The sequence below is a fragment of the Streptomyces sp. DSM 116793 genome (assembly GCF_057320905.1).
Window position 1 is genome coordinate 3,424,052 of sequence record NZ_CM170494.1, and the last position, 21,424, is coordinate 3,445,475.

Below are 21,424 nucleotides of genomic sequence, written 5' to 3' on the forward strand. Positions count from 1 at the left end.
CCCCACGACACAGCCCGCGCCGCTGACGGGACCGGGGCGCAGCCCGCCTCGACGGCGGGGTCAGCTGCCGAAGAAGACGCCGAACTCGTCGTACAGCTCCAGCGGCACCCGTTTGGCGGTCTGCAACGCGTCGGCGAGCGGCACCCGGACGATGTCCGTGCCGCGCAGGGCCGTCATCATGCCGAAGTCCCCGTCCCGCAGCGCCGCCACCGCGTGCAGCCCGAAGCGGGTGGCCAGCCAGCGGTCGTACGCGGTGGGGGTGCCGCCGCGCTGCACATGGCCGAGCACCGTGGTGCGGGCCTGCTTGCCGGTGCGCCGCTCGATCTCCCCGGCCAGCCAGTCGCCGATGCCGGAGAGCCTGACGTGCCCGTACTCGTCCCGGGACTCGTCCCTGACCACCAGCTGCCCGGCCTCCGGAACCGCGCCCTCCGCCACCACCACGACCGGCGCGAAGCGGAGCTGGAAGCGGCGCCGCACCCAGGCGCACACCTGCTCCACGTCGAACGCGCGCTCCGGGATCAGGATGGCGCTGGCGCCGCCCGCGACGCCCGCGTGCACCGCGATCCACCCGGAGTGCCGGCCCATCACCTCCACCACCAGCGCCCTGCGGTGCGACGCGGCGGTGGTGTGCAGGCGGTCGATGGCCTCGGTGGCGATGCTGACGGCGGTGTCGAAGCCGAAGGTGTAGTCGGTGCCGCCCACGTCGTTGTCGATGGTCTTGGGCACGCCCACCAGCCTGATGCCCTGCTCGGCGAGGCTCCGCGCCACCCCGAGGGTGTCCTCGCCGCCGACCACGACCAGCGCGTCGACGCCGTGCGCGTCGAGCGTGCGCCTGATCCGCTCGACGCCGTCCTCGGCGCGCAGCGGATTGGTGCGGGAGGCGCCGAGGATGGTGCCGCCGTGCGTGAGGATGCCGCGCACGGCGGGGACGTCCAGGGTGGTGGTGACGTCCTCCAGCGCGCCGCGCCAGCCGTCCGCGATGCCGACGAACTGCCAGTCGTACTCCTGCACGCCCTTGCGGACGACGCTCCGGATCACCGCGTTGAGCCCCGGGCAGTCACCGCCCCCGGTCAGCACTCCGACTCGCATGGTGCGCCTCCCTGCGCCTCGCATGGTTGCGCGTCCCCGCCCCGCCCCCGGGGCGGTGCGCCGGGGGCGGGGCGCCCGGGGCGGTCTTACTCGTCCAGGTTGGACCCATATGCGGTGAAGCGCACGGCGACGGAACCGAGGGGCCGCGCACGCCTCGGGGTACGCTCCCGCGTGGGCCGGGGCCGGACACACGACCCGCGCATGAGGCCCGTGCGCGAGGCTGAGGGCCATGGGGAGGCAGGATCGCATGGACATCGTCGTGGACGACCTCTCCGGCGCGGACATCGCCGCGTTTCTGGACGCGCACGTCAGGGAGATGCGGTCGATGAGCCCGCCGGAGAGCAAGCACGCTCTGGACCTGGACGGGCTGCGGAAGCCGGAGGTCACCTTCTGGACGGCCAGGGAGGGCGGGGCCGTGGTGGGGTGCGGCGCGCTGAAGGGGCTCGACCCCGACCATGCCGAGCTGAAGTCGATGCGTACGGCGGCCGATCGCAAGCGGAGTGGAATCGCCTCGCGGCTTCTCACCCATGTCCTCGCCGAGGCCGGACGGATGGGGTACCGCAGGGTGAGCCTGGAGACCGGGTCGGCGGAGTTCTTCGCGCCGGCGCGTGCGCTGTACACCAAGTTCGGCTTCGTGTACTGCGCGCCGTTCGGGGAGTACATCGAGGACCCGAACAGCGTGTACATGACCCGTTCCCTCTGAGCCGGGTCGTCGGGCTCGGCCCCGGCCGGGGCGGGCCCGGGCGTCAGATCAGGTCGACCAGGTCCGCGATGGAGTTGACGACCGTCGACGGGCGGAAGGGGTAGGCGTCGACCTCGTCCGGCGCGGTCAGCCCGGTGAGCACGAGGAACGTCGTCATGCCGGCCTCCAGTCCGGCCAGCACGTCCGTGTCCATCCGGTCCCCGACCATCGCACTGCTCTCGGAGTGCGCCCCGATCGCGTTCAGCCCCGTCCGCATCATCAGCGGATTGGGCTTGCCCGCGAAATAGGGGTCCTTGCCGGTGGCCTTGGTGATCAGCGCCGCGACCGAGCCCGCGGCGGGCAGCGGGCCCTCGGCGGACGGGCCGGTCTCGTCCGGGTTGGTGCAGATGAAGCGCGCCCCGTTCCTGATCAGCCGCACCGCCTTCGTCATGGCCTCGAAGGAGTACGTACGCGTCTCGCCCAGCACGACGTAGTCGGGGTCGTGGTCGGTGAGCACGTAGCCGATGTCGTGCAGCGCGGTCGTCAGCCCCGCCTCGCCGATGACGTACGCGGTGCCGCCGGGCCGCTGGTCGGCGAGGAACTTGGCGGTGGCGAGCGCGGACGTCCAGATGTTCGCCACCGGCACGTCCAGGCCGATCCGGGAGAGGCGGGCGTGCAGGTCGCGGGGCGTGTAGATGGAGTTGTTGGTGAGCACGAGGAACGCCCGGCCGGAATCGCGCAGCTTCGTGATGAACGCCTCGGCGCCCGGGATCGGCACACCTTCGTGCATCAGCACCCCGTCCATGTCGGTGAGCCACGATTCGATAGGCCTGCGCTCTGCCATGTGCCGGTCTCCTGCCGTACGCAAGGGGATACCACGGTGCGGGTGCGGGGTGCCGGCCTCGGGGCCGGCCCGGACAGCCTAATCGGCGGGTGCCGCGGCTGCTCCGGGTGCGGCGGGTGCGGCGGGCACTGCGGATGCGCCGGGCACTGCGGATGCCGCGGGGACGGACGGGACCGTGGGTGCCCCGGGAGCGGCGGGGGTCCCGGGGACGGCGGGGGCGCCGGGGGCCGCGGAGGCCGCGGGGGCCGCCGGTGCGCGGCCGAAGAGGGGGGCGAGGAGGAGTTGTGCGGCGCCCTCGGCCACGGTGCGCGGGCCGCCCGGGGCGATGGCGACGGGGACGGGCCGGTCGCGTCCGGCGCGCCGGGCGCGCTCGGCGAGCACGGCGGCCACCCCGCGCACGAAGCGCTCCCCGGCCCCCGGGATCCCCGTGATCGTCGCGCCGCCCAGCAGGACGCGGTCGACGTCCAGCAGCGCGATGAGGTTGCCCGCACCCTCCCCGAGCACCCGGGCGGCCCCGGCCAGGTCCCCGCGCGCCACCGCGTCCAGGCAGAGCGCCTCGACACAGCCGCGGTTCCCGCACGGGCAGCGGGGCCCGTCGAGCAGGATCACCTGGTGCCCGAACTCGCCGGCGCCGGTGCGGGCCCCCCGGTGCACGGTCCCGCCGAGGACGATGCCGGCGCCCAGGCCGGTGCCGAGGTGGAGGTAGGCGAAGGAGTGCGCGCGCGCCCCGGCGGGGCCGAGGTCCGTCCGCAGCGACAGGCCGAGGGCCGCCGCGTTGGTGTCCTTGTCGACGACGACCGGCAGACCGAGCCGCCGGGCGAGGGCGTCACGGAGGGGGAAGCCGTCCCACTCCGGGAAGCCGGTGAGCCTGTGCAGCACTCCGAGCCGGTGGTCCAGCGGCCCCGGCGCGGCGACCCCGACCCCGAGCACGCCGGTGTCCGGGGGCAGGACGGCGGCCGGCGGCACGGCGGCGGCGGGGGGCATGGCGGTGACCGCGGGCGTGCCGCTGGTACCGGCCACCGCGCCGGGGGTGCCGGGCGCCGCGCCGGTGAGACCGGATGCCAGGCCGGCGGAGCCGAACCGGGCTCCCGCCGGCCCGCCCGTCCCCACGGTCGCCGTCAGTGCGCGGATCTTGCGGACGACGAGGTCCACCACCTCCTCGGCACCCGCTCCCAGGTCGAGCGGTCCATGGCGTTCCGCGACGACCGTGCCGGTCAGGTCGGCCAGGACCGCGGTGCACGCGTCGCGGTCGAGGTGCAGGCCGACGGCGTACCGGGCGCCGGGCACCAGGCGAAGGGCGGTCGGGGGCTTGCCGCCCGTGGAGGCGCGGCGGCCGGCGGGCGCCGCGAGCCCCTCCGCGCGCAGCCGTGCGGTGATCTTGCTGACGGCCTGGGGGGTGAGGCCGGTCCGGTCGGCCAGTTCACGGCGGCTGATGCCGGGCGGGCCCGCGGCCCGCAGGAGGTCCAGCACGAGGGCGGTGTTGTGCCCGCGCAGGACGGGAAGGTTCGCTCCGGACGGCCACCCCGACCCGGCGACCCGCGGCACGGCATCCCCGGCGTACGGCTCTCCGTCGACCACGGTCAGTCCCCTTTCCGTCGTACCGGACCGCCCCGGTTTCCGTCGTACCGGACCACCCCGGCCCACCTCACGGGCGGGGGGCCGGCCCACCCCACGGGCAGAGGGCCACTCCGGCCCCACCCACGGGCAGAGGACGGGGGTACCGCCCGCGCCCCGCAGGGCGGTGGGGGGACGCGGTAGCAGCTGATCGCGCGGCTTTCCGCGGCGGCCCCATGGTCGGCCAGGGCGCAGCAGCCTGCGACCGGGGCGGCCCCGGACATTGTGCCCGGGGGCTTGCACTTTGGCAACGCTGTTGCCAAAGTGGCCGCATGACTGACACGGCCCCCCTCCGCACCGCCCTCCTCGGCTACGGCCTGGCAGGCTCCGTCTTCCACGCCCCGCTCATCGCCGCCACGGAAGGCCTCACGCTCGACACCATCGTCACCGGCAGTCCGGAGCGGCGGGAGCAGGCGCGGGCGGAGTTCCCGGAGGTCCGGTTCGCCGGGAGCGCGGACGAGATATGGGCGCGCGCGGACGAGTTCGACCTCGTCGTGGTCGCGACCCCGAACAAGACCCATACGACGTACGCGACGGCCGCGCTCAAGGCGGGTCTGCACGTCGTGGTGGACAAGCCGCTCGCGGCCACCGCCGCCGAGGCGCGCGACCTGGCCGCGCTCGCCGAGCAGCGCGGCCTGCTGCTCTCCGTCTTCCAGAACCGCCGCTGGGACAGCGACTTCCTGACGCTCCGCCGCCTCCTCGCCGAGGGCACGCTGGGCGACATATGGCGCTTCGAGTCGCGTTACGAGCGGTGGCGGCCGCAGCCCAAGGGCGGCTGGCGCGAGTCCGGCGCCCCGGAAGAGATCGGAGGTCTGCTCTACGACTTGGGGAGCCATGTCGTCGACCAGGCACTCGTCCTGTTCGGCCCGGTGGTCCGGGTGTACGCGGAGTCGGAGACCCGGCGGGCGGGCACGGGGGCGGACGACGACACGTTCCTCGCCCTCACGCACGCGAACGGTGTCCGCTCCCACCTGTACGTCTCGGCGACGGCGGCGCAGCTCGGTCCGCGTTTCCGGGTGCTGGGCTCGCGCGCGGGCTACGTCAAGTACGGCCTCGACCCGCAGGAGGAGGCGCTCCGCGAGGGGCGCCGCCCGTCCGGGGACCCCGACTGGGGGCGGGAGCCCAAGGCCCGGTGGGGCCACATCGCCACCGGTCACTCCGCCGTGACCGGGCACGGCGAGCCGTACCCGAGCCTCCCCGGCGCGTACCCCGCGTACTACACGCACCTCGCGGCCGCCCTGCGGACCGGGGCGGCGAATCCGGTGCCGGCCGCTGAGGCCGCGGCGGCCCTGGCGGTCCTGGAGGCAGCACGCCGGTCCGCCGCGGACGGCACCGTCGTGAGGTTGTGAGGGGCCGCCACGGCCTGCTCAGGGGCGCGGGGACCGGCGCGAGCGACCCACCACCGGCAGTCCCCCGCCGCCTCGGGGGCCTCCCACCCACCACCTGGGCGTAGGAGGCCCCTCGTGCCCCCAGATGGTGGGCCGGGGCGGCCGGGACAGAACGCCGCCGCGCGCCGCCCGGCCAGGCCGCGCCGAATTCAGGCCGCGCCGAATTCCTGCCGCTGGCGGCCGAGTCCCTCGATCTCCAGCTCCACCACGTCCCCGGCCCGCAGATACGGCTTGGGGTCCGGCCGGCCCATCGCCACGCCCGCGGGCGTCCCCGTGTTGATGACGTCGCCGGGGTACAGGGTCATGAACTGGCTGACGTACCGCACCACCTCGGCCACCGGGAAGATCTGGTCGGCCGTGCTGCCGTCCTGCTTCAGCTCGCCGTTGACCCAGGTCCTGAGCGAGAGCGCCTGCGGGTCCGGCACCTCGTCCGCGGTCACCAGCCAGGGGCCGAGCGGGTTGAACGTCTCGCAGTTCTTGCCCTTGTCCCAGGTGCCGCCGCGCTCCAGCTGGAACTCGCGCTCCGACACGTCGTTCGACAGCGCATAGCCCCCGACGTGCGCGAGCGCCTCCTCGTGGGACGCCAGGTAGCGGGCCGTGCGCCCGATGACGATCGCCAGCTCCACCTCCCAGTCGGTCTTGGTGGAGCCGCGCGGCACCAGCACGGTGTCGTTCGGGCCCACCACCGTGTCGGCCGCCTTGAAGAAGACGACCGGCTCGGAGGGCGGCTCGGCGCCGGTCTCCTTGGCGTGGTCGTGGTAGTTGAGACCGATGCAGACGACCTTGCCTATGCGGGCCAGCGGCGGGCCGATCCGCAGGCCGGCGTCGAGCACCGGCAGTTCGCCGGACTCGCCCGCGGCGCGGACCCGGGCCAGTGCCCCGTCGTCGGCGAGCAGGGCCCCGTCGACGTCCGTGACGAGTCCGGACAGGTCGCGCAGGCTCCCGTCGGCGGCGAGCAGCGCGGGACGCTCCTCGCCCGCCGCACCGACACGCAGCAGCTTCATGGTCGATCTCCCTCGGTCTTGCTGGGTTGTTGCCCGGTTGGCCCGGCCCGGCCGGCCATCGGATGTTTGGTTGATCCTCCAAGGTGAGGGCTGCCTCCGCAATACCCCGCCCACGGGCTGGACCCCGGCCGGTTGGCGGGTGGTGCGGCGGTGTCACCCCGTCACGCCGGCGTGCTCTCGGAGCCCTTCGCCGCCTCTGCGGACTTGGCGAGGCCCGGCAGCGCGGCGGCCCCGGGGAACCCGACGGCCTTGGGGAACCCGGTCGTCCTGAGCGCGCGGGCGAGCCTCCCGGCCTGGGCCGGCCCGGTGGAGCCGGTGTTCTCAGCGTCCCGGGCGGGCGCGTCCGCCGCCGTCGTGTCCCGGTGCAGCACGGCGCGCTCCACCACACTCCATGTGGTGCTGGTCACCACGTAGAGCGCGGCGGCCAGCGGCACGACGGCCACCGTGACCAGGGTCAGGAACGACATCAGCGGCATGGCCTTCGTCATGGCGGCCATGGCGGACATGCCCTCGGACGGGCCCGCGCCGGACCGCGCACCGCTCGCACCGCTCCTGGACGTGCCCTTGGCGGGCGCGCCCTTCACGGGGGCGCGCTTGGCGGACGTTCCCTTCGCGGCGGCGCCCGTCGCCTCCGTGCCGTGCACCGCCGTGCCGTTCGCGGCCATCGACCGCTTGGTCATGCGGTAGTTGAACGTGGCCACCGCCGCGACGACGGCGAACAGTCCCAGGTACACCAGCCCCCGCGCCCCGAAGAGCCCGCCGTCGCCGAGCGCGCCGACGAGGCGCCCGCCGAGCGGTGCGCCGAAGAGGGTGTGGTGGAGCAGGGCGTTGCCGTGGCCGCCCATGCTCGTCGAGGAGAACGTGTGGTACAGCAGGAAGAACGCCGGGAGCTGGAGGAGGCTCGGCAGGCAGCCCCCGAGCGGTGAGACCTTCTCCTCCGCGTACAGCTCCATCATCGCCTTCTGGAGCTTCTCCGGGTTCTTGTGGTGGGTGCGGCGCAGCTCGGCGATCCGCGGCGAGAGCCGCGCCTGGGCGCGCTGCCCGCGGGCCGCGGCCCGCGACAGGGGGTGGACGAGCAGCCGTACGAGCGCGGTGAAGAGCACGATCGCGGCGGCGGTCGCCGAGGTGTGGAACACCGGTTGCAGCAGATGGGCCAGGTGCCCGACCAGGTCGGCGAAGGTCGCGAGAACAGACATGGGAAGCCCCTCCTGGGGTCTCGTCGTGCCGGGGAGAACGCGTGGTGACGCGACGGCGTGACGGTCCGCGGAGCGGCGGGGACCCGGAGGTGCCCATGGGTCCCGGGGAATCCGGAGGGTCTCGCGGGCGACGTTCGGCAGCCGTCCCGTGACCCCGCGTAGCCCTACGCGGCCGTCGGGAGGGGCCGGCTTGGCGCTCGCGGCCGGCTGCGACCCGGTGCGGCGGGGTCGCGTTGCGGCAGGAACGCGGTGCGCCGCGCGCGGTCGCGCAGGGTCGTCCGGACCAGGGTGTGCGGCACGACGGGGGCGCTGCGCGCGGTCAGCAGGGAGCAGACGACGAGGGCGGCGCCGGTCGCGGCGGTGGCGGCGAAGGCGACGGCGACGGGGATGCCGTCGGCATCGGCCAGTGCGACGAGGACGATCTCGGCGAGCAGGAAGAAGAGCAGAGCGGCGGGCCGCAGTACCGGCCGGAGCCCTGACCGGAGCCCTGACCGGAGTCCTGCCCGGATCCCAGGGAGTCCCGTCATGCCTGCCTGCCCTCCTCTCGCCTCGCGGTTCGCCGTGCGGCGGCGGTTCACGTCCGCCGTTCCGGCCGCACGTGTCCTACCGCTCGACCGTACGCGGGGGACCGCGCCGGTGGGCCGCCCGGACGGTGTGGTCTGTGTCACCTCGCCTCGGTGGCGCGGTAGTCGGCCCTCCGGCTTCCTGCCCACCCTCGTCCAGGGCACGAGGGCCTGGGGCCGATCGGCACCGCGCTGCCGTAGGCGGCGTGGCCGGGAACGTCCGTTCGCGGCCGCCCTCCTTCGGACGGGCCCACTGTCCGAAGGGCGTGGGAGGCGCCCCCGGACCCGACGGGCTCGTCGCACCTGCCCCGGGTCTCGTCGCACCTGCCCCGGCTCTGGTCGCAACTGCCCCCGGCTCGGGTCGCAACTGCCCCCGGCTCGTCGCACCTGCCCCCGGGTCTCGTCGCACCTGCCCCCGGGTCTCGTCGCACCTGCCGCCGGGTCTCGTCGCACCTGCCCGGCTCTCGTCGTGACGTCGCATGCATTTCCTCGCGCCCTACGGGGGCGGCCACGGCAGTACGGTTTCCCCATGTGTCCCGAGATGCCTGCCGCAGCCGACACCCCGCTCCCCGACCACGTCGACCACGTCGACCACGTCGCCGAAGCCGAACGCCTGGAGCGCATCGCCGCGCTCTACCCCGAGGACGCCGAGCACCTGCTGCTCCAGGCCGGGGCGCACCTGGAACTCGCCGGCGCACGCGAGCGCGCCACCACCCTCTACGACCGGCTCCTCGCCTCCTCCACACCGGCGGGCCTGGAGAAGCCCCAGCTGATCAAGGCGCTCAAGGCCGCGAACCTCTGGGAGTACGGCCACGAGGCGGAGGCCCGCGCCATCATCGAGGGCGTCCGCGCCGCGGCCCCCGCCGACCCGGCCCCCTGGATGATCGTCGCGGAGGCCCTGGAGGCACACGACGAACTCGACGCGGCGCACGAGACGTTCTCGCAGGCGATGGGGGTATTGCTGCCCAAGGGAGCGGCGGCCACGGAAGCCATGGGAACTGCGGCGGACACCGCCGGAAAGCCCGAAGACGCTGAAGATCCCGGAACCGGTGGCCCCACAGGAACCACCGGGTCGGCCGGGGGCGCCGCGCCCGGCCTCGGCACCCACCCCCTCCTCTTCGGCCGCCACCGCGTACGCCGCATGCTCGGCGCGGACCACGACGACTGGGACCGCCTCGCGGACGCCCTGCACACCGCGCCGGTCCCCCTGGACGAGCTGCACGACCCGAAGCGGGTCTGGTCCCTGGGCTCGGACAACCCGGCCGAGCTGCGCGCCGAGATCTCCCGCCTCCGCGCCGAACTGGGCACCTACCGCGCGGCCCTGTCCCGCCCCTTCCCGGTCGCGGTCCTACACTGGCCGGCGGCCGAACTCGCCGAGCTCACCGCCGCGTACCCGGCGCTGGCCGCCGAGTACCCCTCCCACGAGGAGCACTTGGCCACGATAGAGCGGTCCCTGCGGGAGCTCGCCGCGTCCGGCACGGACAACCTGGGCATCGTCTCCGCCACCGTCCCCTCGTACGAGGCCTTCGCCGCCTCCGAGTCCTCGTCCCCCACCGACACCACCCTCCTCCCCCAGTACGCCACCACCCTCGCCGCCCGCGGCCGAGCCCTCCCCTGGCCCCCGCCCCCGACGGATCCCTGTTGGTGCACGTCGAGTCGTCCTTACAGCGAATGCCACGGCCGCAACCGCTAACGTCCCGCTCACTCCGAACACCATCTACTGGAGAGGCTTTGGACATTCCCGTAGGGGGCGAGATTCGCCGCCGCGAGCTGCACAAAACCTATAAAGGAAACCGCCAGAGCGGGATCAGTCACTCACGCGAGTCACGCATGGTGATGTGTTTCAGCGACCCCAAGAAGGGTGCGCGATACGGATACCGCGACGGTTGGGGTGACGACGGCTGCTACCACTACACCGGAGAGGGCCAACGGGGGGATCAACTTATGACCGCGGGGAACAAGGCCATTCGCGATCATGTCGCGGACGGTAGAGAACTCCACCTCTTTGAGACCGTCCATCCAGGGGTGGTGGCGTACCGCGGCCAGTTTGACCTACCCAGCACAGATCCCTGGTACCGGGCCGAGTCGTTGGACGTCAACAAGACCCTTAGGTCCGTCATCGTCTTTAGGCTCCGGCCCGTCGAGCCCGACCGCCAGCGCCAGGAACCACGCATCTCCCATATCCCCGTAGCGACCACGTCGGTTGACGATATCCCGCCGGAGGATTTCAACACGCCACACACTCTCCAACAGCCCAGGCTCGAGGAAATAGAAGTTCACAGGCGGGAGAGCAAACTACTCTCTACATACCGGGACTACCTAGAGGAGCGTGGGCACAAGGTCTCCCGCAAGAGGATCACGCCGGAAGGCGAGCGCAGCAGCCTCTACACGGATCTGTACGACCACACGGACAATGTCCTCATTGAGGCCAAGGGGCAGGCCACACGCGAATCCATCCGTATGGCCATTGGACAGCTCTTTGACTATCAGCGATACATTCAGCCGCGCCCGAAGCTCGCCATTCTCGTGCCCAGTCGCCCCCGTGATGGCCTACGCGCCCTGTGCGCCTCGCTCGCCATCCGCCTCATCTGGCCCCATGAGACTCGCGACGGGTTTGACGGTGAGCTGGTGGATTCGCCGGGCGGCGCGGAGAGGTAAGCCGAAATGCGCGTACCTGGTCGGCGGTCGGGACCAGTGGCGTCGGGGTGCCGGTGGGATGGGCGGGTTGCCGGGTTAGCCTCGGGGCCGGAGTAGCGTCCTGGTCGGGGTTCGATGTGACGGAGGTCTTCATGGCCCGCAGTAGTGGCCTCACTCGTTTTCCCAGTGCCCCGGTGGCCGCAGCCGGGCTGGTCGGGGGGTATGCCGTGGCGCGGTGGACGAGGCGGCGGGAGCTTGGTGGGGCGGTGCTGGCGGTGGCCGGTGGGGTCGCCGGGTGGCAGTGGTGGCGGCAGGCCGGGCCCAGGGCGGCGGGGGCGCTGGGCGTCGCCTACGTCGGCGCGTTCGCCGGCTCACACCCGTTGGCCAAGAAGGTCGGCGCCTGGCCCGCCGTCTTCTCGGTGGCCGGCGGCGTCGCCCTCGCCTCCTGGGCGCTCGCCGACCGGAGGTCCGCCTGACCGGGACGCCCGGCGTGCCGCTGTGGATCAACGGACCTTTCGGCGGCGGCGCACCGTGCCCCAGGTCGCCGACCACCTCGCCGCCGCCTGCGGGCTGACCCTCGCCCCCCACCGACGGGCCGCTCCGGGGCCGCCTGCGCCGCGCCGCGGTCGGCATACGGGCATGCGGTTCGACTGAGGAGCGGTTCGCCGGTCCCCGGCCGCCCGGTTCGCCGACCACCGTCCCCCCGGCTCCCGGCTCCCGGCCCCCGGCTCCCGGCTCCCGGCTCCCGGCTCCCGGCTCCCGGCTCCCGGCTCCCGGCTCCCGGCTCCCGGCTCCCGGCTCCCGGCTCCCGGCTCCCGCGAGCATGCCCCCGCGCGCTCGGCCGGCACGGCACGCTCGACCAACCCCCACGGTCGCCGGCACCACGACCGGCCGAGCCCACCTCACTCCGACCGCGCCCACCCCCCAGGTCGGTCGGCTCCCACCCCCGGACGGACCGTGCCCGCCCCCCACGATGGGCGTAAAATCCCCTTATGGGCGATTTGCGGTACGCCAGGTGCGGTCCTCGCCGGCCACGGAGGCCACGTCCGCCACGATCGGCGAGCCCGAGCCACCGGCACGGCCGGCCGGCGTCCCGCAGGCAGGCGCACCGGCGGACGGTGCGGCGCCTCGGGCGTCCCGGGGCTTTGGACGCGCCGCGGTCCACCACAGGGCGGGCCGCTGAGCGTCCAGGGCGCCGGGCCGGTGGACGTCCGGGACGTGTCGGGGAGCCGTCGTCCGCCACCGTGGGAAGGTGAAGGCGTGCAGGGTCCGGTCGCCATCACAGGATCCGGCCTTGAGCAGCTCGATCTCCCGCTGACCGAGGTGGTGCGGGAGACCGGCGCGTCGGCCGGATTCCTCTACCTGCTGCCGCCGGGCGAGCAGGTGCTGCGGCTGGCGCTGCAGATGGGGATCCCGCAGCAGCTCACGACCCCCTGGCTGCAGGTCCGCCTCGCGGCGCCGGTCCCGGTGGGGGACGCCGTCCGGGAACACCGCCTGGTGTGGCTGTGCAGCCGGGAGGAGCTGGCCCGCCGCTACCCGGGCACGTCCCTCGTCATGCCCTACCGCTTCGCGCTCCTCGCCGCGCCGATCACCGAGGGCGGCAGGGACTGGGGCTGCCTCTCGCTCGGCTGGCGCGGCTCGCACCCGCCCGAACTCACCTCGTACGAGCGCGACGCCGTGTGGAACTGCTGCCACCGCCTCGGCGTCCTGCTGCGCAGCGCCGAGGGCATGGGCCGGTCCGTGCTGCCCGGCGCCCAGCCCCGGGTGCTGCCACCGCCCCGCACCCGCACCCCAGAACCGGACGTGGCCCTCGCCGCGGCCGACTTCGCACAGCGGCTGCCGGGCGGCTGCTGCGCGCTGGACACCGAGGGCCGGGTCAGCTTCGTCTCCGACACCGGGGCGGAGCTGCTGGGCGCCGAGCCGTCCGACCTGCTGGGTGCCTCCCCCCGGGAGGCGCTGCCCTGGCTGGACGACCCCGTCTTCGAGGACCGTTACCGCGCGGCGGTGGTCAGCGGCGAGTCCACGTCGTGCAGCGTGCTCAGGCCGCCGGACCACTGGCTCACGTTCTACCTCCACGCGGACCAGCACGGCGTCAGCATGCGCATCATCCCGGCCACGACGGACGAGGTCCCGGACAGCGTCGCGGTGCTGCGGCCCACGGAGACGGCCGCCCCCGGGCGGGCCACGGCGCTCTACTACCTGGTGCACCTGGCCGCCACACTCACCGAGACGCTCGGGGTGCAGGACGTGGTCGAGCAGGTCACCGACCAGATCATGCCGGCGTTCCGTGCCCAGGCGCTGGCCCTGATGGTCACCGAGGAGGGCCGGCTGCGGATCATCGGCCACCGCGGCTATCCGGCCGAGCTGATGACCCTCTTCGACGCCGCCCCGATCACCGCGAACGCCCCGGCCAGCCATGTGCTGACCACCGGCATACCCCGCTTCTTCACCAGCTTCACCGACCTGAAGCGGGCCTACCCGGCGGCGGCACTGCGCGACGGCAAGTCGTCCTGGGCGTTCCTGCCGCTGATCGCGTCCGGCCGCACCGTCGGCACGCTGGTGCTGGCCTACGACCGGCCGCACACCTTCGCGGAGGACGAGCGCTCCATCCTGACCGCGCTCGCCGGCCTGATCGCCCAGGCCCTGGACCGGGCCAGGATCTACGACTCCACGCAGGACCTCGCACACAGCCTGCAGTCCAGCCTCCTGCCGCAGGCGCTGCCGCACGTGCCCGGCCTCAAGGCGGTCGCCCGCTACCTCCCGGCGACCCGCGGCATGGACATCGGCGGCGACTTCTACGACGTGATGCGCATCGGACCCGCGGCGACGGCGGTGACCATCGGCGACGTCCAGGGGCACAGTGTGACCGCGGCGGCCCTGATGGGGCAGGTCCGCACCGCCGTGCACGCCACCGCGGGGTCGCCGCCCGGCGAGGTGCTGTCCCGCACGAACCGGCTGCTCACCGATCTCGATCCGGGCCTGTTCACCAGTTGCCTGCACGCCCGGCTCGACCTCGCCCACCAGCGGGCCCACCTGTCCTCCGCGGGCCACCCGCCGCCGCTGCTGCGGCACGCCGACGGGCATGCCGAGGTGCTCGACCTGCCGGCCGGCCTGCTGCTGGGCATCGACCCCGGCGCGCGCTATGTGACGACGGAGGTCGATCTGCCGCCCGGTTCCGTGCTGCTGTTCTACACCGACGGTCTGGTGGAGGCCCCCGGCACCGATCCCGACGAGGCGACCGCCGCGCTCGCCGACACCCTGGTCAGGGCCGGGCACCAGCCCATCGACGTGCTCGCCGACACGCTGGTCCACCATGCGACGCGCTGGACGCCGCGCAGCGACGACCTCGCCCTGCTCCTGATCCAGACCTCCCACGGCGGCCAGTCCTCGGTCCGCCGCGGGTGAGCGGGATGACCGGGGGGACGGCGGTGACCGGGGCGACGGCAGTGACCGAGGCAACGGCGGTGGCCAGGGTGACGGCGGTGACCGGGGTGACGGCGGTGACCGGGATGACGGTGACCGGATGGCGCGGTCGATGGGCGCCGGCCACCCGGCAGGGGGTACGGGGCGGTGACCCTAGCCCCCGAAGTCGGAGCTCGCGATCAGCCCGCCCGCCGTGTCGTACACGGTGACCTTCCCGACGCCCGTGTCGACGTGCCCGTCCCTCATCGCGGGGGCGTGGCTCGTCTTCGTCGTCGTGTACCAGACGCCCCACCCCGGGCTGCCCGCCAGCGTGACGACCGTGCCCTCGACCGTGCCGTCCGCTGTCTCGATCCGCACGCGGGCGGCCTCTTCCCCGCCGGTGTAGACGCCGAACAGGAACCGGTCGTCGCCCTGGCTCGACACCTCAAGGCCGACGCCCGGCCGGTCCCGCACGATGTTGCCGTCGGTGACGCTCTTGAACTGCTCCGACTGTCCCGGTGCCGTCCAGTGCAGGCCGTCCGCCGTCAGCCAGACGCGGGTGCCGGGCGCGACCGCGACGCGTTCGCCTGGCGCGACCACCCGTGCCCTCCCCGGGACCGGCGGGGACCCGGAAGCCGAACGGGAGGGGGACGCGGAGGGCGCTGCGCTCGCCGCCGGCGGCGTGCCCCGGTCGCCGTCGCCGGCGCCCGTGGCCCACAGCCCCACCACGGCCAGCGGCACCAGCAGCAGCCCGCACCCGGCGCCGAGCACGGCGGCCCTGCGCCGGTGCCGGCGCCGCCGTCCGGCACGCTCGATGGCCGCCAGCGGCAGCCGCGACGGAGTGATCCCGTGCGCGGCCTCGGCCAGCGCCGCACGCAGCAGCCCGGCCTCGGCGGCCGCGCAGGGAAGGCCGGTCCCGGTCCCGGCGCCAGCGCCGCGGGATGCGGCTGCGGCCCCGGTGTGCGCCTCGTGGAGTTCGGCTTCGGTCCTGGAGTGGTTCATCGGCGGGCTCCGGTGACGGGGCGGGGGCGGTCGGAGACGTCGAACGCGGGGTGGGTGCGCAGGACGGCGAGGCCGCGCCGGACGTGGGTCTTGACCGTGCCGGGCGAACAGCCGAGCAGATCGGCGATCTCCGCCTCGGTGAGGTCCTCCCAGAAGCGCAGGACGAGCACGGTCCGCTGCCGCGTGGAGAGCGCGGCGAGCGCGTCGGCGACCGCGGCCCTGCGCTCGACCGACTCGGCGTGCCCGGCGTTCGGCTGGTGCACCCTCTCGGGCAGGGACGGCACGAGCAGCTGGACGATGCGTCTCTTGCGGAACCGGCTCAGGTTGTTGTTGACGAGCGAGCGCCGCACATAGCGGTCGACGTCGTCCCGCGGGATACGCAGCCAGCGCGCGTACACCTTGGCCAGCGTGGTCTGCACCAGATCCTCGGCCTCGTGGAAGTCGCCGGTGAGCAGGTGCGCGGTGCGCACCAGACGGGGCCAGGCCGCGGCGGAGTAGGCGGCGAAGTCGACGCCCCCGGCTGAGGCTGCGGATGTCTCGTACTGCGGCACGGGCGCGGTCCCTCGGGGTCGGCTGCGGGGTGCGGGGGGAGGCGGGGGGAGACGGGGCGATGGGGTGCGGGGCGGAGTGCAGGTTGCGGGGGCGGCTTGCAGGCTGCGGGGCGCGTTGCGGCAGGGGCGCGTTGCGGGGGCGCGGGCCCCACGGGGTACGGACAGAGACCACGGGCCACGGGTGGGGGACCGTGCGGTCCCCCACCCACGGGATCACGACCTCAGCTGGGCGTAGACCCCGCCCTTCGTGTCGTAGACGGTGGCGTTGGTGATGAAGTCGGGGTCGGAGCCGCCCGTGCCGAAGTCGGCGGTGGCGTACCAGACGCCCCAGCCGGGCTTGCCCGCGAGCTCGATGAGCTTGCCGCGCACGGTCCCGGCCTTGGTCTCGACCACGACGCGGGACGCGGTGCCCTTGCCGCCGTAGTACAGGCCGCTCAGGTAGGCGTGGCCCGACGTGATCGCGGCCTGGAGCGAGACGCCGGGGGTGCTCGGGTCTATGTTGCCGTCGACCACGCTGCGGAACTGCGGCTCGGGCGAGTCCGGCGTCGTCCAGTACTTGCCCTCGGGGGTGAGCCAGAGCTCGAAGCCGGGGGCGGCGGTCACGTGCTCACCGGGGGCGACGATGTCCGGCGTCGGGGCGGCGCTGTCCGCGGCCGCCTGCGCCGCGGAGCCCTGGGGCCCCTGGGTCCTCTGAGTCCCGTTAGTCCCCTGGGTCCCCTGCGCCCCTTGGGCCTTCGCCGGGGCGGCGGCCTCGGCCACCGTGGTCTTCGCGACCGCCCCGGACGCGGCCGGCCCCTGCACGGTGGCGTACGCCGCCGCGGGCGTCCCCACCAGCGCGGCGGCGACGGCCGCGGCGGCCACGTACTTCTGCATCCGTGTCATGAACGGACAACTCCTCGCAGGATGCGGACCCTTGGGGTCCGAATGGGCATGGGGAGAGGCCGATGTCGCCCTCTCTCCCTCTCCAAACTCCCTGGGCCGCGTCCTGGATGACATGTCCGCGGGTTTTCTTCGCCCCCGCCCGTGACCGGGCCACGACGCGCCTGCGGCGGCCACCCTCCGGTAGTGGGCTGTTCGCCCCCGCGCGGCGGACCCGCGAAAGGGGCGCGGGGAACCGCCGCGCGCAACCCACCACCGGCCGGCGCCGGGAGACGGGAGACGGGAGACAGGAGACGGGAGACGGGAGAGGCTGTCCCTTCGGGCCGCGCCCCCTACTGCCTCAAGGGCGTGGGTGGCCCTGGATCTGACGGCCTCTTCGTGGTTGCTCGCGCAGTTCCCCGCGCCCCTTTCCGGACGGAGCCCCACAGGCGGCGCGCAGCCCCACAGGCGGCGCGCGGGCGCGGGGCGGCGGCTCAGGCCCAGCGGCCGGGCCGGTGCGACGGCGGCGTCAGGTCCGCCACGACGCCGTAGTGGTCGCTGATCTGCACCCCCGACACCGGCTCCACCCCCACCAGCTCGCACGCCGCCACGCGCAGCGTGGGACCGTGGAGGCCGCAGCGGACCATCACGTAGTCGATGCGCCGCCCCGCCTCCTCCGGCATGTCCCCACGCCGGACCAGCGGATTGCGCGGCGTGAAGGTGTGCCCCTCGGACGGGGCGACGTCGGAGCGGCGCCGCAGCCAGGCGTCCTGGTAGCAGACGCTCATGCCGTCCAGCGACTGGAGCCCCTGCCAGAACCGGATGCTCGCCGCGTCGGGCGCGGCGTCCAGATCTCCGGCCAGCACCACGTGCCGCACCTCCCACGCCGTCACCGCGTCCTCCACCAGCCGTGCCGCGGCCACCGCCTGAAGCTCCCGCTCACGCTCGAAGCCGTACGGAAAACTCGGCTTGTGGTGCACCACGAGGACGCTCCCCAGCGGCTCGGGCAACGGCAGCTCCGCGGCGACGACGCCGCACCACGGGGTCGTCGCGGTCCGCCCGGTCACCCGTAGCCCGTTCTGTTCGACCCGGCCGAACGGCCGCCGCGCGGCCAGCACCGCCCCGATCCCCTCGGGCGGCCCGGCCGACCAGTGCGGGTGCAGTGCCACATGCCAGCCGTCCGCGCGCAGCCCCGCCGCCTCCTCGCGGGTGACCTCCTGGAGGGCGACGACGTCGGGGTCGAGCCGCCCGAGCAGCCACGCCAGCGCGGCGCGCCGCCGGTCGCCGTCGGCGTACTGCCGCTCCAGCACGTTCATCGTCAGCACCCGCAGCCGCCCCGCACCGGCCGGCGGCGGCGCGGCCTCGCCGCCCGTCCCCGGCAGGTCGCTCATCCGCGGCGGGATGCCACCGGGCGTCGTGGTCACGGGAACCGCCCCCCGGACACGGACGGGCGCGGGGCCGCGACCGCGGTGACGACCGCGGTGACGACCGCGGTAACGGCTGCCGCAGCGGCTGCGGCAGCGGCAGCGGCTACGGGGACGACCGCGGTAGCGGCTGCGGAACACGGTGGGCGCATCGGGCGGGCACCTCCAGTGCGGTGGGCCGGCGGCGGGCACCGGCGGATTGCGGGCCGGGTCCCGGCGTGTCCGGTGGGCCGTCGGGCCCGGCGGGCCCGGTGAACCGGGGGGCCCGGTGGACCGGCGGATCCGGTGGACCGGCGGACCGGCGGGCCCGGTGGACCCGGTGAACCGGGGGACCCGGCGGACCGGCGGACCCGGATCCGCCGCCGCGGGATCACCGGCGCGACGGATCCCGGGAGGTACGGGTCCCCCGGAACGTCGTCCGGTACGCACCCGGGGAGACGCCCAGCGCCGCGTGGAAGTGCTGCCGCAGCGACGCGCCGGTGCCGAAGCCCGCCTCGGCCGCGATCCGGTCCACCGTGTGGTCGGTCTCCTCCAGCAGTTGCCTGGCCCGGTCCAGGCGGCGCTGCGTCAGCCACTGGACGGGCGTGAGGCCGGTCTCCGCGCGGAAACGGCGGCTGTAGGTGCGCACGCTCATCGCCTCGTGGGCCGCGAGATCGGCCAGCGTGAGCCGCTCGCCGAGGCGCCGCAGCGCCCAGGCGCGGGACGCGGACGTGGAGGACGCGCCGTCCTGCGCCACCGGCCGCCGGATGTACTGGGCCTGGCCGCCCTCCCGGTGCGGCGGCACGACACAGCGCCGCGCCACGTCCGCGGCGACCGCGGCGCCGTGGTCGCCGCGGATCATGTGGAGGCACAGGTCGATGCCGGCCGCCTCGCCCGCCGAGGTCAGGACCCTGCCCTCCGCCACGTAGAGGACGTCCGGGTCGGTGACCACGGCGGGGAAGGCCCGTGCGAACAGGTCCGCGGACTGCCAGTGCGTCGTGGCCCGCCGGCCGTCCAGGAGGCCGGCCGCCGCCAGCACGAACGCGCCCGTGCAGATGGACGCGATCCGGGTGGTGGGCGGCAGGGCCGCCAGCGCGGCGGCGAGCGGGGCGGGCAGGCCGGCCGTGGCGGTCAGCGACTCGTCCTGCTCGTGCGAGGCGGGCACGATCACGGTGTCCGCGGTGGCCAGCAGGGATGCGCCGTGCGGGGCGTGTATGGGGAAGTCGGCGTCGGTGCGGACGGGACCGGGGGTGAGGGCGCAGGTCAGCACCTCGTACAGGGGCTGACCTGCGGGTGGGGCGCCGGTGTGGTCCGGGGTGGTGGTGCGGGCGACGCGGAAGAGCTGGTGGACGAGGCCCAGCTCCATCGGCAGCACGCCGTCCCGTACCAGGACGGCGACCCTGTGCCGGGGCACGCCCGAGAGCCCACTCATGGCCCAATCCTCACACACACCAATATCCGGCCACCCGATCGCGCACCGGCCGGCGGCCCGGACACGGCCCCAACAGCCCCTCTCGGACGGTGACGACCCGACGGTCTCGTCGTGGCCCGTCGCGCAGTTCCCCGCGCCCCCGGGTCAGCCGGGCCGCCCCAACACCCACAGCACCCCGCCAAGGGGCGCCCCCTACCGCGTGGAGGCCGACTTCGCCGCCGGCGCCGCGGCCGTGAGCGGCGTGGCGATGGACTCCAGGGAACGCCGCTCCGCACGGACCGCGAAGACCGCCGCCACCACCCCCGCCGCACACATCAGCGCCGCACCGATCTGGAACGCGAGCACGGTGTCGCCCACCTTCCCGCTGCCCGTCAGGTCGGCGAAGACGAGCGGGCCCGTGATGCCGCCCGCGGCGGTGCCGATGGCGTAGAAGAAGGCGATGGCCAGTGCCCGGGTCTCCATCGGGAAGATCTCCGAGACGGTCAGGTACGCACTGCCCGCCCCGGCCGACGCGAAGAACAGCACCACGCACCAGCACGCGGTCAGCGACACCGCGCTCAGCGCCCCGCTGTCGAAGAGCGCCGCCGTGCCGAAGAGGAGCACCCCGGAGAGCAGGTACGTGGAGGAGATCATGACGCGCCGGCCGACGGTGTCGAAGAGCCGCCCGAGCAGCAGCGGCCCCAGCAGGTTGCCCGCGGCGATCACCGCGAAGTAGTAGCCGGTGTCCCCGCTCGGCACGTCGAAGAACGTGGTCAGGATCGCCCCGAAGCCGAACGTGATCGCGTTGTACAGGAACGCCTGTCCCACGAAGAGCGCGAAGCCGAGCACGCTGCGCCTGCGGTAGGACGCGAAGAGGGTGCGGGCGATCTCCAGGAAGCCGATGGACTTCCGCTGGTGGATGGTGATCTCGCTCGCCGGGGGCGGCAGCCGACGCCCCGCCTCCGCCGTCACGCGCCGCTCCACGGAGTCCACCAGCCGCTCCGCCTCGTGCTCCCGGCCGTGGATGATCAGCCAGCGGGGGCTCTCGGGCACGTTCCGCCGTACCAGCAGCACCACCAGGCCGAGCAGCACGCCCAGCGCGAAGGTGAGCCGCCAGCCGACGTTCCTGGCGAAGATGTCGGTGTCCAGCATCAGGATGGACAGCAGCGACCCGCCGATCGCGCCCAGCCAGAAGCTGCCGTTGATGACCAGGTCGACCCGGCCGCGGTACTCCGAGGGGATCAGCTCGTCGATCGCCGAGTTGATGGCCGCGTACTCACCCCCGATGCCGAGGCCCGTGATGAAGCGGAAGACGAAGAACCACCAGGACTGGAAGGAGACGCCGGTCAGCGCGGTGGCCGACAGGTAGACCACCAGCGTCACCATGAAGAGCCGCTTCCGGCCGAACCGGTCGGTGAGGTGGCCGAAGAACAGGGCGCCCACACAGGCGCCCGCCACGTAGAGCGCGGCCGCGACACCGGTGATCTGGCCGGAGGTGATGGCGAGGCCGCTGCCGGGCTCGGCGAGCCGGCCGGCGATGTTGCCGACGACGGTGACTTCCAGGCCGTCGAGGATCCACACGGTGCCCAGGCCGACGACGATCATCCAGTGCCAGCGTGACCAGGGCAGCCGGTCCAGGCGGGCGGGGACGGCGGTGGTCACCACGCCGGTCTGTCCGGAGCTGGAGGCTGAGTCGGACACGGTCCCCTCCTTCGGACGGGCCCCCTCGGGTACGGGTGTGGGTGCGTGTGCCCGCTCGCCGCCGTTTCTCACGTGCCCA

17 protein-coding genes and 1 pseudogene are annotated in these 21,424 nt (G+C 74.2%); 6 read left to right on the plus strand and 12 right to left on the minus strand.

What is annotated here, in order from left to right; translation table 11 throughout:
- Positions 1-60 precede the first annotated feature (60 nt).
- Positions 61-1,089: a 6-phosphofructokinase gene (locus ACSMXW_RS13325; RefSeq protein ID WP_485806419.1), complete on the minus strand. Its 1,029-nt coding sequence runs from the start codon at positions 1,087-1,089 to the stop codon at positions 61-63.
- A 247-nt stretch (positions 1,090-1,336) separates the two neighbouring features.
- On the opposite strand from ACSMXW_RS13325, the gene ACSMXW_RS13330 reads away from it, so the two are divergent.
- Positions 1,337-1,792: a GNAT family N-acetyltransferase gene (locus ACSMXW_RS13330; protein WP_485807987.1), complete on the plus strand. Its 456-nt coding sequence runs from the start codon at positions 1,337-1,339 to the stop codon at positions 1,790-1,792.
- 43 nt (positions 1,793-1,835) lie between these two features.
- Here the strand turns inward: ACSMXW_RS13330 and ACSMXW_RS13335 are convergent, their stop codons facing one another.
- Positions 1,836-2,615: an HAD-IIA family hydrolase gene (locus tag ACSMXW_RS13335; RefSeq protein WP_485806421.1), complete on the minus strand. Its 780-nt coding sequence runs from the start codon at positions 2,613-2,615 to the stop codon at positions 1,836-1,838.
- 78 nt (positions 2,616-2,693) lie between these two features.
- Positions 2,694-4,160, minus strand: a complete 1,467-nt coding sequence (locus ACSMXW_RS13340; protein ID WP_485807989.1) for an ROK family transcriptional regulator — start codon at positions 4,158-4,160, stop codon at positions 2,694-2,696.
- Between the two features lie 341 nt (positions 4,161-4,501).
- Here ACSMXW_RS13340 and ACSMXW_RS13345 point away from each other — a divergent pair, with 341 nt between their 5' ends.
- A complete protein-coding gene (locus ACSMXW_RS13345; RefSeq protein ID WP_485806422.1) occupies positions 4,502-5,578 on the plus strand; it encodes a Gfo/Idh/MocA family protein in 1,077 nt (358 codons plus the stop codon).
- 188 nt (positions 5,579-5,766) lie between these two features.
- On the opposite strand, the gene ACSMXW_RS13350 is transcribed toward ACSMXW_RS13345, so the two are convergent.
- The 3 genes and pseudogenes from ACSMXW_RS13350 to ACSMXW_RS13360 form a co-directional block, all read right to left on the minus strand.
- Positions 5,767-6,621: a fumarylacetoacetate hydrolase family protein gene (locus ACSMXW_RS13350; RefSeq protein WP_485806424.1), complete on the minus strand. Its 855-nt coding sequence runs from the start codon at positions 6,619-6,621 to the stop codon at positions 5,767-5,769.
- 329 nt (positions 6,622-6,950) lie between these two features.
- Positions 6,951-7,817 (minus strand): annotated as a pseudogene (locus ACSMXW_RS13355) (YidC/Oxa1 family membrane protein insertase); the annotation flags it as partial.
- Positions 7,818-7,981: 164 nt separating this feature from the next.
- The gene (locus tag ACSMXW_RS13360; protein WP_485806426.1) at positions 7,982-8,344 is read right to left on the minus strand and encodes a DUF6412 domain-containing protein; all 363 of its coding nucleotides are present in this window, start codon (positions 8,342-8,344) and stop codon (positions 7,982-7,984) included.
- A 577-nt stretch (positions 8,345-8,921) separates the two neighbouring features.
- On the opposite strand from ACSMXW_RS13360, the gene ACSMXW_RS13365 reads away from it, so the two are divergent.
- From ACSMXW_RS13365 to ACSMXW_RS13380, 4 genes are all read left to right on the plus strand, one after another.
- Positions 8,922-10,073, plus strand: coding sequence for an SEC-C metal-binding domain-containing protein (locus ACSMXW_RS13365; RefSeq protein ID WP_485806428.1), 1,152 nt, complete (start codon positions 8,922-8,924; stop codon positions 10,071-10,073).
- Positions 10,052-11,038 (plus strand): SRA domain-containing endonuclease, encoded by a 987-nt coding sequence (locus ACSMXW_RS13370; RefSeq protein WP_485807991.1) that lies wholly within the window; start codon positions 10,052-10,054, stop codon positions 11,036-11,038. Before ACSMXW_RS13365 ends, ACSMXW_RS13370 begins: the two co-directional genes overlap by 22 nt.
- A 131-nt stretch (positions 11,039-11,169) precedes the next feature.
- On the plus strand, positions 11,170-11,493 hold the full coding sequence (locus ACSMXW_RS13375) for a hypothetical protein (protein ID WP_485806429.1): 324 nt from the start codon (positions 11,170-11,172) through the stop codon (positions 11,491-11,493).
- 784 nt (positions 11,494-12,277) lie between these two features.
- Positions 12,278-14,422 carry a SpoIIE family protein phosphatase gene (locus tag ACSMXW_RS13380; RefSeq protein ID WP_485806430.1) on the plus strand — a complete coding sequence of 715 codons (2,145 nt, stop codon included), beginning with the start codon at positions 12,278-12,280 and terminating at the stop codon, positions 14,420-14,422.
- Positions 14,423-14,593: 171 nt separating this feature from the next.
- Here ACSMXW_RS13380 and ACSMXW_RS13385 read toward each other — a convergent pair whose 3' ends face one another.
- The 6 genes from ACSMXW_RS13385 to ACSMXW_RS13410 form a co-directional block, all read right to left on the minus strand.
- Entirely contained in the window at positions 14,594-15,421 is an 828-nt protein-coding gene (locus tag ACSMXW_RS13385) for a hypothetical protein (protein ID WP_485806431.1), read from the minus strand.
- Positions 15,418-15,972 (minus strand): SigE family RNA polymerase sigma factor, encoded by a 555-nt coding sequence (locus tag ACSMXW_RS13390; protein ID WP_485806433.1) that lies wholly within the window; start codon positions 15,970-15,972, stop codon positions 15,418-15,420. Before ACSMXW_RS13390 ends, ACSMXW_RS13385 begins: the two co-directional genes overlap by 4 nt.
- Before the next feature lie 213 nt (positions 15,973-16,185).
- A complete protein-coding gene (locus tag ACSMXW_RS13395) occupies positions 16,186-16,854 on the minus strand; it encodes a hypothetical protein (RefSeq protein ID WP_485806434.1) in 669 nt (222 codons plus the stop codon).
- A gap of 470 nt (positions 16,855-17,324) precedes the next feature.
- Positions 17,325-18,254 (minus strand): endonuclease/exonuclease/phosphatase family protein, encoded by a 930-nt coding sequence (locus tag ACSMXW_RS13400; RefSeq protein WP_485806436.1) that lies wholly within the window; start codon positions 18,252-18,254, stop codon positions 17,325-17,327.
- A gap of 370 nt (positions 18,255-18,624) precedes the next feature.
- Positions 18,625-19,665, minus strand: a complete 1,041-nt coding sequence (locus ACSMXW_RS13405) for a GlxA family transcriptional regulator (RefSeq protein WP_485806438.1) — start codon at positions 19,663-19,665, stop codon at positions 18,625-18,627.
- 192 nt (positions 19,666-19,857) lie between these two features.
- Entirely contained in the window at positions 19,858-21,345 is a 1,488-nt protein-coding gene (locus tag ACSMXW_RS13410) for an MFS transporter (protein WP_485806440.1), read from the minus strand.
- Positions 21,346-21,424: the final 79 nt, after the last annotated feature.

Excerpts from the sequence above, each read along its gene's own strand:
- ACSMXW_RS13395 (WP_485806434.1), bottom strand. The coding sequence starts at position 16,854 with ATGACACGGATGCAGAAGTACGTGGCCGCCGCGGCCGTCGCCGCCGCG.
- ACSMXW_RS13345 (WP_485806422.1), top strand. The coding sequence starts at position 4,502 with ATGACTGACACGGCCCCCCTCCGCACCGCCCTCCTCGGCTACGGCCTG.
- ACSMXW_RS13330 (WP_485807987.1), top strand. The coding sequence starts at position 1,337 with ATGGACATCGTCGTGGACGACCTCTCCGGCGCGGACATCGCCGCGTTT.
- ACSMXW_RS13365 (WP_485806428.1), top strand. The coding sequence starts at position 8,922 with ATGCCTGCCGCAGCCGACACCCCGCTCCCCGACCACGTCGACCACGTC.
- ACSMXW_RS13335 (WP_485806421.1), bottom strand. The coding sequence starts at position 2,615 with ATGGCAGAGCGCAGGCCTATCGAATCGTGGCTCACCGACATGGACGGG.
- ACSMXW_RS13360 (WP_485806426.1), bottom strand. The coding sequence starts at position 8,344 with ATGACGGGACTCCCTGGGATCCGGGCAGGACTCCGGTCAGGGCTCCGG.
- ACSMXW_RS13385 (WP_485806431.1), bottom strand. The coding sequence starts at position 15,421 with ATGAACCACTCCAGGACCGAAGCCGAACTCCACGAGGCGCACACCGGG.
- ACSMXW_RS13370 (WP_485807991.1), top strand. The coding sequence starts at position 10,052 with ATGCCACGGCCGCAACCGCTAACGTCCCGCTCACTCCGAACACCATCT.
- ACSMXW_RS13350 (WP_485806424.1), bottom strand. The coding sequence starts at position 6,621 with ATGAAGCTGCTGCGTGTCGGTGCGGCGGGCGAGGAGCGTCCCGCGCTG.
- ACSMXW_RS13375 (WP_485806429.1), top strand. The coding sequence starts at position 11,170 with ATGGCCCGCAGTAGTGGCCTCACTCGTTTTCCCAGTGCCCCGGTGGCC.
- ACSMXW_RS13325 (WP_485806419.1), bottom strand. The coding sequence starts at position 1,089 with ATGCGAGTCGGAGTGCTGACCGGGGGCGGTGACTGCCCGGGGCTCAAC.
- ACSMXW_RS13405 (WP_485806438.1), bottom strand. The coding sequence starts at position 19,665 with ATGAGTGGGCTCTCGGGCGTGCCCCGGCACAGGGTCGCCGTCCTGGTA.